At 63.5% G+C, this 13,403-nt stretch carries 11 protein-coding genes; 7 read left to right on the plus strand and 4 right to left on the minus strand.

Annotated features, from left to right (window positions below; translation table 11 throughout):
- Window positions 1–30 precede the first annotated feature (30 nt).
- Window positions 31–906, plus strand: coding sequence for a LysR substrate-binding domain-containing protein (locus tag J7573_RS05250; protein WP_294326807.1), 876 nt, complete (start codon window positions 31–33; stop codon window positions 904–906).
- 98 nt (window positions 907–1,004) lie between these two features.
- On the opposite strand, the gene J7573_RS05255 is transcribed toward J7573_RS05250, so the two are convergent.
- Together J7573_RS05255 and J7573_RS05260 are read right to left on the minus strand one after the other, a co-directional pair.
- Window positions 1,005–1,619: an NAD(P)-dependent oxidoreductase gene (locus J7573_RS05255; RefSeq protein WP_294326809.1), complete on the minus strand. Its 615-nt coding sequence runs from the start codon at window positions 1,617–1,619 to the stop codon at window positions 1,005–1,007.
- Between the two features lie 28 nt (window positions 1,620–1,647).
- On the minus strand, window positions 1,648–2,523 hold the full coding sequence (locus J7573_RS05260; RefSeq protein WP_294326810.1) for an MBL fold metallo-hydrolase: 876 nt from the start codon (window positions 2,521–2,523) through the stop codon (window positions 1,648–1,650).
- A gap of 102 nt (window positions 2,524–2,625) precedes the next feature.
- On the opposite strand from J7573_RS05260, the gene J7573_RS05265 reads away from it, so the two are divergent.
- Together J7573_RS05265 and J7573_RS05270 are read left to right on the plus strand one after the other, a co-directional pair.
- Window positions 2,626–3,534 carry a LysR family transcriptional regulator gene (locus J7573_RS05265; RefSeq protein ID WP_294326812.1) on the plus strand — a complete coding sequence of 303 codons (909 nt, stop codon included), beginning with the start codon at window positions 2,626–2,628 and terminating at the stop codon, window positions 3,532–3,534.
- 45 nt (window positions 3,535–3,579) lie between these two features.
- Complete coding sequence (locus J7573_RS05270; RefSeq protein ID WP_177408513.1) at window positions 3,580–3,753, plus strand: hypothetical protein; 174 nt, start codon at window positions 3,580–3,582, stop codon at window positions 3,751–3,753.
- A 19-nt stretch (window positions 3,754–3,772) separates the two neighbouring features.
- Here the strand turns inward: J7573_RS05270 and J7573_RS05275 are convergent, their stop codons facing one another.
- Window positions 3,773–4,642, minus strand: coding sequence for an oxaloacetate decarboxylase (locus J7573_RS05275; protein ID WP_027917915.1), 870 nt, complete (start codon window positions 4,640–4,642; stop codon window positions 3,773–3,775).
- A gap of 354 nt (window positions 4,643–4,996) precedes the next feature.
- Between J7573_RS05275 and J7573_RS05280 the strand changes: the two genes are divergently transcribed.
- Window positions 4,997–6,448 (plus strand): MDR family MFS transporter, encoded by a 1,452-nt coding sequence (locus J7573_RS05280; protein WP_294326822.1) that lies wholly within the window; start codon window positions 4,997–4,999, stop codon window positions 6,446–6,448.
- Window positions 6,449–6,527: 79 nt separating this feature from the next.
- Here J7573_RS05280 and ttgR read toward each other — a convergent pair whose 3' ends face one another.
- On the minus strand, window positions 6,528–7,160 hold the full coding sequence (gene ttgR / locus J7573_RS05285) for an efflux transport transcriptional regulator TtgR (protein ID WP_294326823.1): 633 nt from the start codon (window positions 7,158–7,160) through the stop codon (window positions 6,528–6,530).
- Between the two features lie 255 nt (window positions 7,161–7,415).
- Here ttgR and ttgA point away from each other — a divergent pair, with 255 nt between their 5' ends.
- The 3 genes from ttgA to J7573_RS05300 are packed head-to-tail and all read left to right on the plus strand — an operon-like array spanning window position 7,416 to window position 13,177.
- Complete coding sequence (ttgA, locus tag J7573_RS05290; protein WP_294326824.1) at window positions 7,416–8,570, plus strand: toluene efflux RND transporter periplasmic adaptor subunit TtgA; 1,155 nt, start codon at window positions 7,416–7,418, stop codon at window positions 8,568–8,570.
- Between the two features lie 3 nt (window positions 8,571–8,573).
- Complete coding sequence (ttgB, locus tag J7573_RS05295; RefSeq protein WP_294326826.1) at window positions 8,574–11,726, plus strand: multidrug efflux RND transporter permease subunit TtgB; 3,153 nt, start codon at window positions 8,574–8,576, stop codon at window positions 11,724–11,726.
- A complete protein-coding gene (locus tag J7573_RS05300; protein WP_294326828.1) occupies window positions 11,723–13,177 on the plus strand; it encodes an AdeC/AdeK/OprM family multidrug efflux complex outer membrane factor in 1,455 nt (484 codons plus the stop codon). Before ttgB ends, J7573_RS05300 begins: the two co-directional genes overlap by 4 nt.
- Window positions 13,178–13,403 lie beyond the last annotated feature (226 nt).

Consider the following 13,403-nt stretch of genomic DNA (forward strand, 5'->3'; position numbering starts at 1 on the left):
AGCCATGTCCTGTAATCATGGCTCAGCGCAATGAAACGGCTCCCCCCCCTGTCCGCCCTGCACACCTTTCTGGTCACCGCCCAGCACTGCAATTTCACCCGTGCCGCCCAGCAGCTGCACATCACCCAAGGTGCCGTCAGCCGGCAGATCGCCGGGCTCGAGGAACACCTGGGCTACGCCTTGTTCCAGCGCCAAGCTCGCGGCCTGAGCCTGACCCGCGAAGGCCAGGACTGGCTGCCTCGGGTACAGCAGATCTTCGGCCTTATGGAACAAGGCGTGCGTGAAGTGGGCGGACGCAGCGCCACCTTGCAGCTCAAGGCACCAACCTGCGTGATGCGTTGGCTGCTGCCACGGCTGATGGAGTGGCAGGCGCTGCGGCCCGACGTGCCGGTCGAGTTGACCACCACGGTGCAGCACGGGGTGGATTTTCGCCGTGAGGGGTTCGATGCCGCCGTGGTCTATGGCGCTGCGCCGAACCATGGCCTGCGGGTGCGCAAGCTGTTCGACGAGCAACTGACACCGGTGTGCGCGCCTTCGCTGTTGAAAGGGGCGGTACCCCTGCAACAGATTCAGGACCTGGCGCGGCACATGCTGCTGCATCCGTCACGGGATGAGCATGACTGGCGGCTGTGGCTTCAGGCAGCAGGCGTGGTGCTGGAGGCACAGGGGCCGAAGCAGCATTTCGAAACGCTGGACATGGCGATGGCCATGGCATCGCAGGGAACCGGGGTGGCGATTGGCGACTGGGCGCTGATCGGTGATGACTTGCGCGGGGGACGGCTGTGCATGCCGTTTGCGCTGAAGGTTCAAACCGGCAAAGCGTATTACCTGGCAAGCCACCCCAAGAGCCATCCTCCAGGCTTGGTGGAATTGTTTGATTGGCTTGAAAGCCGAGCCAGCCAATGAGGGCCTATTCGCGGGCGCGCCCGCTCCCACAGGTTCGGCGCAAGGCTTGAAACCTGTGCAGTACCTGTGGGAGCGGGCATGCCCGCGAAGCAGGCGACTCAGTAGCCGATGGTGAAGCGCTGGCGCGAGTGCGCCGGTTTCTCCAGCTCATCGAGCATGGCAATGGCAAAGTCGGCAAAGGTGATCGTGCTTTTGCCATCCGCACCGATCAGCAGATGGTCCTTGCCCAGTTTGTAGTGCCCGCTACGCGCTCCTTCGACGAACTCCGCCGATGGCGACAGGAAGGTCCAGTCCAATGTCAGCTCCTGGCGCAGCACATCGAGAAAACGCACCCCGGCACTGGCCTCAGCCTTGTAGGCTTCCGGGAAGTCCGGGCTGTCGATCACGCGGTGCCCGGAAGGCAGCAGCAGGCTGCCTGCACCGCCCACCACCAGCAAGCGCTTGACCCCGGCACGCTTGACCGGCTCGATGATGGCGTGGGGCTCGAGGGTCGAGAAGTGCGCTGCACTGAGCACCGCGTCGACACCCGCGACCGCCTGCTGCAGGGCGGCACTGTCCTTGGCATCCAATGCCTGGGTGGTTACACCTTCGCGCCCCTGCAGCTGCGATGGGTCACGGGCAATGGCCACCACACTGTGGCCGCGACGCAGAGCCTCTTCCAGCAGTTGGCTGCCAGCACGGCCGGTGGCGCCAATAATTGCGATCTTGCTCATCGAAAATGCTCCTGTCAGTTGAATGGAATTACCACTTCATTTCGCCCTTGGCGACTTTCGCGCCGAGTTCCAGCGAACCCTCATCGGCAAGCGCGGGGTAGCGCTGCTTCATCGCCTCAATCAATGCGCCGCTATCCTTCGCCTTGGCCGCTTCGGCATCGAACGCGCGAATGTAGCCCGCCGTGAAACGCACGGCGTCGAGTGAGTGGCTGCTCTGGCCCAGGTAATGGCCAGGCACCACCGTACGCGGTGCCAGGCTCTCGATCTTCGCCAGGGTGGCAAGCCAGTCGGCGTGGGATTTGGCCGTCTGGGTGTCGGCCATCCACACGTGGATGTTCTGCGCAACCACGACACCGCCGACCACTGCCCTGATGGACGGAATCCAGACAAAACTGCGATCCGGTTGTGGGCCATCCAGGCCGACGACCTCCAGCGACTGCCCTTCCAGCATCAAGCGGTGGCCTTGTAGCACTTGCGGCAGCACCAGCCGTGCCGGTTTGTCCGCGCCCATCTGTGGCCCCCAGTAGGCCAGCTTGGCGTCCATGGTTTGGCGGATATGAGCCAGCGTGGCGGCCGAGGCGAGCACCTTGGCGTCGGGGAAGGCTTGGGTCACGGTGTCCAGGCCGAAGTAGTAATCCGGGTCGCCGTGGCTGATGTAGATGGTGGTCAGGCGTTTGCCGCTGGCCTGCAGGCGCTGCACCAGTTGCTCGGCCTGGGCCTTGCCGAACTGGGCATCGACCAGGATGGCCTCTTTCTCGCCACTGACGATCACCGAGCTGACCGGGAAGATGGCCTGATGCCCCGGGTTGTATACCTCGAGCTGCAACGGCTCGGCGGCCAGTGCCGGGCCGGCCAGGGTGATGCAGGCCAGCAGCAGGCCACGCAAGGGGGTGAAGAGCGACATGGTGACTCCTGCGGGATGAACGATGGGCAACAGCTTAGTTGCCCGATCCATGACAAAAAATGCGATGCTCAGACATAGTTTGTTTCTAAAATCGGGCAAATCATGGACCGTCTCAACGCCATGCGCGTTTTCGTCACCGTCGTCGACCTGGGCAGCCAGTCGGCAGCGGCTGATCACCTGCAGCTGTCGCGGCCTGTGGTGTCGCGCTACCTGGCTGAACTGGAGGACTGGGTCGGCGCACGGCTGATGCAACGCACCACGCGCAAGCTCAGCCTGACTGCCGCCGGCCAGGAAACCCTGCCCCGCTGCCGGCAGTTGCTGGACTTGGCCGGCGACCTGCAGGCCGCCGTGCAGCAACCGCAAGATGCGCCAAAGGGTGCCCTGCGTATCAGCGTCAGTACGTCGTTTGGCCAGGCGCAGCTGGCCGATGCGGTCGCCGAGTATGTGCGGCGCTACCCAGGCGTGAAGGTTGAACTGCAGATGCTCGATCGCACGGTCAATCTGGTGGACGAGCGTATCGACCTGGCTATCCGCACCAGCAACGAGCTGGACCCGAACCTGATTGCCAGGCGCCTGACCGTGTGCCGCTCGGTGATCTGTGCAACGCCCGCCTACTTGCGCGAGCACGGCACGCCGCAGCGGGTCGAGGAACTGAGCCAGCACAACTGCCTGACCCATGCCTATTTCGGCCACAGCCTGTGGCATTTCGAGGTGGGCGGCCAGCAGATCGCCGTGCCGGTGCAAGGCAACATCAGCGCCAACGAGGTCATGACGCTGCAGAACGCGACCCTGGCCGGTGCCGGCATCGCCATGCTGCCAACCTACCAGGCGGCCACGGCACTGCGCAGCGGCGCCCTGCTGCGCCTGCTGCCCGACGCACGGCCACGGGAGCTGAACCTGAACGCGGTGTACACCTCGCGCAAGCATATGCCGGCGACCTTGCGCAGCATGCTGGATTTTCTGGTGCAACGGTTCAAGGACGAACCGGAGTGGGACCGGGACCTGTATTGACTATGCTTGAGGTATCACCTGTCGCAGTAACAGGAGGTGAGCACCATGGGCATCAAGTCCAGAAGAGTCGCCCTGGTCATGGCCCTGACCGCGGTCGCGGCGCTGTATGGCTCGGCCTGCTGGCGCGCCGAACTGCTACGCAGCCAGCCCAGTGCGGCCAACCGTTGCGAGCAGGAACACTGCGTGCCCCACACCGCAACCTTGAGTGCCGTCCGTTAGTTGATTGGCGCCACGCCAATCACTCCTCGACGCTCATGTACTCCTTGGCCCAGCGGATGTAGTCCTCGGGCTGGGTGTAGGTGTGCGAGAGCTCGGTGGCGCTGAGGTTTTCGGACTTGTTCTGCTGGCCGCGCTGCAGGCGCAGGCAGTCATAGGTGGCCTTGATCGCGGCAAAGTAGGCGGCATGGCCATCGACCACGATACGCACGCCCAGGCGAGCGAGGCGCTCGTCGTCACGCAGGTTGGGGTTGGCATAGGTCACCAGCATCAGCGGCACGGTCAGGTGCTCGGCAATCTGCTCCAGCTGCTCGAAATCCTTCACCCCGACCATGCAGATACCGTCGGCACCGGCCTTCTGGTAGCTCTGGGTGCGGACGATGATTTCCTCGGTGGTGAGCACCCCGGCGTTGGTCCGGGCGATGATCGACAGCGACGAGTCGACACGCGCTTCCAGGGCTGCACGAATCTTGCCCACGCCCTCTTCGACCGAGATCAGGTCGGTGGACTTGCGCCCGAACTGGGCGGGCAACAGGGTGTCTTCGATGGTCAGCGCAGCCACGCCGGCACGCTCCAGTTCGATGACCGTGCGCATGACGTTGAGCGCATTGCCGTAACCGTGGTCGGCATCGGCGAGCACCGGCAGTTGCGCCACGCGGCCAATGCGGGTGGCCTGCTCGACGAATTCGCTCAAGGTGATCAAGGCGAAGTCCGGTGCGGCCAGCACCTGCAACGAGGCCACCGAACCGCCGAGGATGCCGACTTCGAAGCCCAGGTCGGCAGCGATGCGTGCCGACATCGGATCGAACACGGAGGCGGTGTGATAGCAGGAGCCTGAAGCGAGCAGCTCGCGGAAGGCAAAACGCAGATCTTGATGGGAAGCCTTGGGCATGATCACTCCGCTTATATATGTAGAAATTGAACGGTTGCTACCGACCCCTGAATCGGGTCTACCTGACCTGTTCCAACCGTCGCCATCTGGGCGGTCATGCTCGACATGCAGGCAGAGGAATAAAAGGTGTGGGAGACAGCGGCGTACAAACCTTGCGGCATAATGTTGCACCAGGCTGGTGCAGGCCGCGGCTTACAGCCCCTGTGGCATACCAACGATATCACGCGGCCATGCAGCTCTGGATGAATGCGCCAATGCCGATCTTGCATAGGCGATGCAGATAGTACATAGGAAGCTACCTAACTCGGGTTACAATCCCGCTATTCGCGTCGCCCTTCCAGACAAGGTACCCCCGTGACTGCCGCCCTGCCCCCGACCGTCCTGCGCAACGTGTTGACCGCCCTGATGCTGGCGATCTTCCTGGGTGCCCTCGACCAGACCATCGTCGCCGTCTCCCTGCCGGCCATCTCGGCCCGGTTCAACGATGTCGGCCTGCTGGCCTGGGTGATTTCCGGCTACATGGTGGCGATGACCGTGGCCGTGCCGATCTACGGCAAGCTCGGCGACCTGTATGGCCGGCGGCGCATGATCCTCACCGGTATCAGCCTGTTCACCCTGGCCTCGATCGCCTGCGCCCTGGCCCAGGACATGCCGCAACTGGTCATGGCCCGCGTGCTGCAAGGCATTGGTGCCGGCGGCATGGTGTCGGTGAGCCAGGCTATCATCGGCGATTTCGTGCCACCGCGTGAGCGGGGCCGTTACCAGGGCTACTTCAGCAGCATGTACGCCGTGGCCAGCGTGGCCGGGCCAGTGCTGGGCGGCTGGCTGACCGAGTACCTGTCCTGGCGCTGGGTGTTCTGGATCAACCTGCCGCTGGGCCTGGTCGCGCTGTGGGCGATCCGTCGCGCCCTGGCCGGCATGCCGGTACAGCATCGCCAGGCCCGGGTCGACTACCTCGGCGCCGTGCTGCTGATCCTCGGCCTGGGCAGTCTGCTGCTGGGCATCACCCTGGTCGGCCAGGGGCAGCCCTGGACTGCCACGCCCGTGCTGGCCTTGTTCGCCTGTGCGGTGCTTGGCCTGGCGTTGTTCATCGGCCACGAGCGGCGCTGCCAGGAACCACTGCTGCCCATGGGGCTGTTCGGCAACCGGGTAGCCGTACTGTGCTGGGGAGTGATCTTCTTCGCCAGCTTCCAGTCGATCTCGCTGACCATGCTGATGCCGCTGCGCTACCAGGGCATTACCGGCGCCGGAGCCGACAGCGCCGCGCTGCACCTGCTGCCGCTGGTCATGGGCCTGCCCTTGGGCGCCTTCACCGGTGGCCGCATGACCAGCCGCACCGGGCGCTTCAAGCCACAGATTCTGGCCGGCGCCGTGCTGATGCCCGTGGCAATCTTCGCCATGGCCATCACCCCGCCGCAGTCTGGCCTGCTCAGTGCCGTGTTCATGCTGCTGACCGGCATCGCCTGTGGCCTGCAGTTCCCGACCTCGCTGGTGGGCACGCAGAGCGCGGTGGAAAGCAAGGATATCGGTGTGGCCACCAGCACCACCAACCTGTTCCGCTCGCTCGGCGGGGCCATGGGCGTGGCGTGCATGTCCAGCCTGCTGCTGGCACTGCTGCAACAAGGTGGTTTCGAGCTGCTGGGTAACCCGCTGCTGGGGAGCCTCAAGGCGGGCGAAGCGGACCCACACACGCAGATGAAGCTGCTGGAGACGTTCCGTCACCTGCTGCTGGGCAGTGCGGGGATTGCGTTGCTGGGGCTGCTGGCAGCCTTGGCGCTGCCGGATCGACAATTGCGCGGCCGTTGAAGCCCGCGCAGTTGCCGTAAGGTATTAATGCTCACTTAACACACAAGGGAAACACTTCCTCACAATCCTTCACAAAGTGTCATTTGCGCAGCGCAGGGCTCAAGCGCAGCATATCCAGCCCTGTGTCGACCCATTTTTCCGCGTCGCGCAGCAGATCGAAGCTGTCCGGCAGCAGCAACCAGCGCCCGATCAGGCCATCGACATAGGCGAACAAAGCCACGGCCGCTCGCTCTATATCCATATCCACAGGCAACTGGCCGCGGCGCACGGCATTGGCGAAGGCCAGCTTGATGCCCACATGGCAATCCAGCACCGCGCCTTGGCGCTGCTGGCGAATTTCACACATGTCATCGGTGAACTCGCACTTGTGATGCAGGATTTCATTGATACGCCGGGTACGGGCGTCCAGCACCAGCTCGTTGAGTACCTGCAGCAACAGCTTGCGCATGCAGCCGAGCGGGTCCAGCTCGTCTTCGCTTTCACTGGCCCGCGCCAGGTGATCATGGGTTTCATGCAGGCTGTCGAGCAGCGCCTGCACCAGTTCCGCCTTGTTGTTGAAGTGCCAGTAGATCGCCCCCCGGGTCACGCCCGCCAGCTCGGCGATGTCGGCCAGTGTGGTTCGCGCAACCCCGCGCTTGTAGAAGGCCTTTTCCGCTGCCTCGATGATCTGGGCGCGAGTCTCCTGGGCTTCTTCTTTGGTTCGACGGACCATGGCAGTGCAACCTCATCTGGGCCCGCTGCGCTGTGCAGGCGGGGAAAACCGCCGGGGTCACCTCTGCAGGGTGCCTCCCGGATGGGCTGGTCAAGGGCTGTGGTAGTAGCCGAGTACTACCCAGCGGTATTTACAAACAACCGTGAATGTAAGTATATTCGTTAGTAAGCTATTTATCCACCGGATAGTTTTTTTCTGACAAGACTCTTCCATTACTCTTGAGCATCTCCCTGCTCTTGCGACCCGAGGATCCTCATGCAATTCAAGCCAGCCGTTACCGCTCTGGTTTCCGCCGTCGCCCTGGCAACCCTGCTAAGTGGCTGTAAGAAAGAAGAAGCCGCGCCCGCAGCGCAGGCTCCTCTGGTCGGCGTCGTCACCTTGCAGCCACAGTCCTTCACCCTGACCTCGGAATTGCCGGGGCGCACCAGCGCCTTCCGCGTTGCCGAAGTGCGTCCGCAGGTCAATGGCATCATCCTCAAGCGCCTGTTCAAAGAAGGCAGCGAGGTCAAGGAAGGCCAGCAGCTGTACCAGATCGACCCTGCCGTGTACGAAGCCACCCTGGCCAACGCCCAGGCCAACCTGCAATCCACCCGTTCTCTGGCCGAGCGCTACAAGCAGCTGGTCAATGAGCAGGCGGTGTCGAAACAGGAATACGACGATGCCAGTGCCAAACGATTGCAGGCCGAAGCTTCGCTGAAAAGCGCGCAGATCGACCTGCGTTACACCAAGGTCCTGGCGCCGATCAGCGGCCGCATCGGGCGCTCTTCGGTCACCGAAGGTGCCCTGGTGAGCAACGGCCAGAGCAATGCCATGGCCACCATCCAGCAACTTGACCCGATCTACGTCGACGTCACCCAGTCCACCGCCGAGCTGCTCAAGCTGCGCCGTGACCTGGAAAGCGGCCAGCTGCAGAAAGCCGGCGACAACGCTGCCTCGGTGCAGCTGGTACTGGAAGACGGCAGCCTGTTCAAGCAGGAAGGCCGCCTGGAGTTCTCCGAAGTCGCGGTCGACGAGACCACCGGTTCGGTGACCCTGCGCGCGCTCTTCCCCAACCCTGATCACACCCTGCTGCCTGGCATGTTCGTGCATGCGCGGCTCAAGGCCGGGGTCAACGCCAACGCCATCCTGGCCCCACAACAGGGCGTGACCCGCGACCTCAAAGGCGCGCCGACCGCACTGGTGGTCAACCAGGAGAACAAGGTCGAACTGCGCCAGCTCAAGGCCAGCCGTACCCTGGGCAGCGACTGGCTGATCGAGGACGGCTTGAACCCGGGCGACCGCCTGATCACCGAAGGCCTGCAGTACGTGCGCCCAGGTGTCGAGGTCAAGGTCAGCGACGCCACCAACGTCAAGCAGCCCGGCAAACCTGATCAGGCCAGCGCGGCCAAAGCAGACGCCAAAGCGGAGTAAACCATGTCGAAGTTCTTTATCGATCGCCCGATCTTCGCCTGGGTGATCGCCTTGGTGATCATGCTGGTCGGCGCCTTGTCGATCCTGAAGCTGCCGATCAACCAGTACCCGAGCATCGCGCCGCCGGCCATCGCCATCTCCGTGACCTACCCGGGCGCCTCGGCGCAGACCGTGCAGGACACCGTGGTACAGGTCATCGAGCAGCAGCTCAACGGTATCGACAACCTGCGTTATGTGTCGTCGGAAAGTAACTCCGACGGCAGCATGACCATTACCGCCACCTTCGAGCAGGGTACCAACCCTGACACCGCCCAGGTCCAGGTGCAGAACAAGCTGAACCTGGCCACTCCCCTGCTGCCGCAGGAAGTGCAGCAGCAAGGTATCCGTGTCACCAAGGCAGTGAAGAACTTCCTGCTGGTGATCGGCCTGGTGTCCGAAGATGGCAGCATGACCAAGGACGACCTGGCCAACTACATCGTTTCCAACATGCAGGACCCGATTTCGCGGACTGCCGGTGTCGGTGACTTCCAGGTGTTCGGTGCGCAGTACGCCATGCGTATCTGGCTCGATCCGGCCAAGCTGAACAAGTTCCAGCTGACCCCGGTCGACGTCAAGACCGCCGTTGCCGCGCAGAACGTGCAGGTGTCCTCCGGCCAGCTCGGCGGCCTGCCCGCCCTGCCGGGTACCCAGCTGAACGCCACCATCATCGGCAAGACCCGCCTGCAGACCGCCGAGCAGTTCGAGAAGATCCTGCTCAAGGTCAACAGCGACGGTTCGCAAGTACGTCTGGGCGATGTTGCCCAGGTTGGCCTGGGCGGCGAAAACTACGCGGTCAGCGCACAGTTCAACGGCAAGCCGGCTTCCGGCCTTGCGGTAAAACTGGCCACTGGAGCCAACGCCCTGGACACCGCCAAGGCCCTGCGCAAGACCGTTTCCGACCTGGAACCGTTCTTCCCGCCTGGGGTGAAAGCGGTATTCCCGTATGACACCACCCCGGTGGTCACCGAATCGATCAGCGGCGTGATCCACACCCTGATCGAAGCCGTGGTCCTGGTGTTCCTGGTGATGTACCTGTTCCTGCAGAACTTCCGCGCCACCATCATCACCACCATGACCGTCCCGGTGGTGTTGCTGGGTACCTTCGGCATCCTTGCCGCCGCGGGCTTCAGCATCAACACCCTGACCATGTTCGCCATGGTCCTGGCCATCGGCTTGCTGGTGGACGACGCCATCGTCGTGGTGGAGAACGTCGAGCGGGTCATGTCCGAGGAAGGCCTGCCGCCCAAGGAGGCGACCAAGCGTTCCATGGGCCAGATCCAGGGTGCCCTGGTGGGTATCGCCCTGGTGCTGTCGGCGGTACTGCTGCCCATGGCGTTCTTCGGCGGTTCCACCGGTGTGATCTACCGGCAGTTCTCCATCACCATCGTCTCGGCCATGGGCCTGTCGGTGCTGGTGGCGCTGATCTTCACCCCGGCACTCTGCGCAACCATGCTGAAGCCGCTGAAGAAAGGCGAACACCACACCGCCAAAGGTGGTTTCTTCGGCTGGTTCAACCGCAACTTCGACCGCAGCGTAAACGGTTACGAACGCAGCGTTGGCGCGATCCTGCGCAACAAGGTGCCGTTCCTGCTGGCCTATGCGCTGATCGTGGTCGGCATGATCTGGCTGTTCGCCCGTATCCCGACCGCGTTCCTGCCTGAAGAAGACCAGGGTGTACTGTTCGCCCAGGTACAGACGCCGGCCGGCTCCAGTGCCGAACGCACCCAGGTGGTGGTCGACCAGATGCGTGAGTATCTGCTCAAGGAAGAATCCGACACCGTAGCGTCGGTGTTCACCGTCAACGGCTTCAACTTCGCCGGCCGTGGCCAGAGCTCCGGTATGGCGTTCATCATGCTCAAGCCGTGGGACGAGCGTTCGGCCGAGAACAGCGTATTCAACCTCGCCCAGCGCGCCCAGCAACACTTCTTCACCTTCCGCGATGCGATGGTGTTCGCCTTCGCCCCGCCTGCGGTACTGGAACTGGGTAACGCCACCGGCTTCGACGTGTTCCTGCAGGACCGCGGCGGTGTCGGCCATGCCAAGCTGATGGAGGCGCGCAACCAGTTCCTGGCCAAGGCCGCGCAAAGCAAGATCCTCAGCGCCGTGCGCCCGAACGGCCTGAACGATGAGCCGCAGTACCAGCTGACCATCGATGACGAACGTGCCAGCGCCCTGGGCGTGACCATCGCCGACATCAACAACACCCTGTCGATTGCCCTGGGTGCCAGCTACGTCAACGACTTCATCGACCGTGGCCGGGTCAAGAAGGTGTACATCCAGGGTGAACCCAACTCGCGGATGAGCCCGGAAGACCTGCAGAAGTGGTACGTGCGCAACGGCGCCGGCGAGATGGTACCGTTCTCCTCCTTCGCCAAGGGCGAATGGACCTACGGTTCGCCGAAGCTGTCGCGTTACAACGGCGTCGAAGCGATGGAAATCCTCGGTGCGCCAGCGCCAGGCTACAGTACCGGTGAAGCCATGGCCGAAGTCGAGCGCATTGCCGGCGAACTGCCAGCCGGTATCGGCTTCTCCTGGACCGGTATGTCCTACGAGGAAAAACTCTCCGGCTCGCAGATGCCGGCGCTGTTCGCCCTCTCGGTCCTGTTCGTGTTCCTCTGCCTGGCAGCGCTGTACGAAAGCTGGTCGATCCCGATCGCCGTCGTGCTGGTAGTACCACTGGGTATCATCGGTGCACTGATCGCCACCAGCCTGCGCGGGTTGTCGAACGACGTGTACTTCCTGGTCGGCCTGTTGACCACCATCGGCCTGGCGGCGAAGAACGCGATCCTGATCGTCGAATTCGCCAAGGAACTGCACGAGCAGGGCCGCAGCCTGTACGACTCGGCCATCGAAGCCTGCCGCATGCGTCTGCGCCCGATCATCATGACCTCGCTGGCGTTCATCCTCGGCGTGGTACCGTTGACCATCGCCAGCGGCGCTGGTGCAGGCAGCCAACACGCCATCGGCACCGGGGTAATCGGCGGCATGATCAGTGCGACCGTGCTGGCAGTCTTCTGGGTACCGCTATTCTTCGTCGCAGTGTCGTCGCTGTTCGGCAGCAAAGAGCCGGAAAAGGACGTCACCCCTGAAACTCCACGTTATGAGGCTGGGCAATGACCAAGTCTTTGTTGTCCCTGGCGGTAACCGCTTTCATTCTTGGCGGCTGCTCGCTGATCCCTGACTACCAGACCCCGGAGTCGCCGGTGGCCGCGCAGTGGCCGCAAGGCCCTGCGTACTCGCCGACCCAGTCGGCCGACGTGGCCGCCGCCGAACAGGGCTGGCGCCAGTTCTTCCATGACCCGGCACTGCAGCAGCTGATCCAGACCTCGCTGGTGAACAACCGTGACCTGCGTGTGGCGGCGTTGAACATCGACGCCTACCGCGCCCAGTACCGCATCCAGCGTGCCGACCTGTTCCCGGCGGTTTCGGCCACCGGCAGCGGCAGCCGCCAGCGCGTGCCGGCGAACATGTCGACCACCGGTGAGTCCAACATCACCAGCCAGTACTCGGCCACCCTGGGCGTCAGTGCCTATGAGCTGGACCTGTTCGGTCGCGTCCGCAGCCTGACCGAGCAGGCCCTGGAAACCTACCTGTCCAGTGAACAGGCGCGCCGTTCCACGCAGATCGCCCTGGTGGCCAGCGTGGCCAACGCCTACTACACCTGGCAGGCCGACCAGGCGCTGTTCAAGCTGACCGAAGAGACGCTCAAGACCTACGAGGAAAGCTACAACCTGACCCGTCGCAGCAACGAAGTCGGTGTGGCTTCGGCGCTCGACGTCAGCCAGTCGCGCACCGCCGTGGAAGGCGCACGGGTCAAGTACTCGCAGTACCAGCGCCTGGTCGCCCAGGACGTCAACAGCCTGACCGTGCTGCTGGGCACCGGCATTCCGGCCGACCTGGCCAAGCCGCTGGAGCTCAATGCCGACCAGCTGGCCGAAGTGCCGGCCGGCCTGCCGTCCGACATCCTCCAGCGTCGCCCGGACATCCAGGAAGCCGAACACCTGCTCAAGGCCGCCAATGCCAACATCGGTGCAGCCCGTGCAGCGTTCTTCCCGAGCATCAGCCTGACCGCCAATGCCGGCAGCCTGAGCCCCGACATGGGCCACCTGTTCGCGGGCGGCCAGGGCACCTGGCTGTTCCAGCCGCAGATCAACCTGCCGATCTTCAACGCCGGCAGCCTGAAGGCCAGCCTGGACTACTCGAAGATCCAGAAGGACATCAACGTCGCCAAGTACGAAAAGACCATCCAGACCGCCTTCCAGGAAGTCTCCGATGGCCTCGCGGCGCGCCAGACCTTCGAACAGCAGCTGCAGGCGCAACGCGACCTGGTGCAGGCGAACCAGGACTACTACCGCCTGGCCGAACGCCGCTACCGCATCGGTATCGACAGCAACCTGACCTTCCTCGATGCCCAGCGCAACCTGTACTCGTCGCAGCAGTCGCTGATCACCGACCGCCTCTCGCAGCTGACCAGCGAGGTCAACCTGTACAAGGCGCTCGGCGGTGGCTGGTACGAGCAGACTGGCCAGGCCAACCAGCAGGCTTCGGTGGACACACCGAAGAGCTGATCGACCGGCAACAGCATCAAGCCCAGCCTCGCGCTGGGCTTTTTTGTTTGTCGATTGCCTGCACCGGCCTCTTCGCGGGTAAACCCGCTCCCACAGGTTTTGCACAAATGCTGAAGGCTGTGCTGTACCTGTGGGGGCGGGTTTACCCGCGAAGAGGCCGGTGCAGGCAATCGACAAACAAAAAAGCCCAGCGCGAGGCTGGGCTTGATGCTGTTGCCGGTCGATC

The organism is Pseudomonas sp. (assembly GCF_017744435.1).
Taxonomy (GTDB): Bacteria; Pseudomonadota; Gammaproteobacteria; order Pseudomonadales; family Pseudomonadaceae; genus Aquipseudomonas.

Excerpts from the sequence above, each read along its gene's own strand:
- J7573_RS05250 (WP_294326807.1), top strand. The coding sequence starts at position 31 with ATGAAACGGCTCCCCCCCCTGTCCGCCCTGCACACCTTTCTGGTCACC.
- J7573_RS05255 (WP_294326809.1), bottom strand. The coding sequence starts at position 1,619 with ATGAGCAAGATCGCAATTATTGGCGCCACCGGCCGTGCTGGCAGCCAA.
- J7573_RS05265 (WP_294326812.1), top strand. The coding sequence starts at position 2,626 with ATGGACCGTCTCAACGCCATGCGCGTTTTCGTCACCGTCGTCGACCTG.
- ttgR (WP_294326823.1), bottom strand. The coding sequence starts at position 7,160 with ATGGTCCGTCGAACCAAAGAAGAAGCCCAGGAGACTCGCGCCCAGATC.
- ttgB (WP_294326826.1), top strand. The coding sequence starts at position 8,574 with ATGTCGAAGTTCTTTATCGATCGCCCGATCTTCGCCTGGGTGATCGCC.
- J7573_RS05275 (WP_027917915.1), bottom strand. The coding sequence starts at position 4,642 with ATGCCCAAGGCTTCCCATCAAGATCTGCGTTTTGCCTTCCGCGAGCTG.
- J7573_RS05260 (WP_294326810.1), bottom strand. The coding sequence starts at position 2,523 with ATGTCGCTCTTCACCCCCTTGCGTGGCCTGCTGCTGGCCTGCATCACC.
- J7573_RS05300 (WP_294326828.1), top strand. The coding sequence starts at position 11,723 with ATGACCAAGTCTTTGTTGTCCCTGGCGGTAACCGCTTTCATTCTTGGC.
- ttgA (WP_294326824.1), top strand. The coding sequence starts at position 7,416 with ATGCAATTCAAGCCAGCCGTTACCGCTCTGGTTTCCGCCGTCGCCCTG.
- J7573_RS05270 (WP_177408513.1), top strand. The coding sequence starts at position 3,580 with ATGGGCATCAAGTCCAGAAGAGTCGCCCTGGTCATGGCCCTGACCGCG.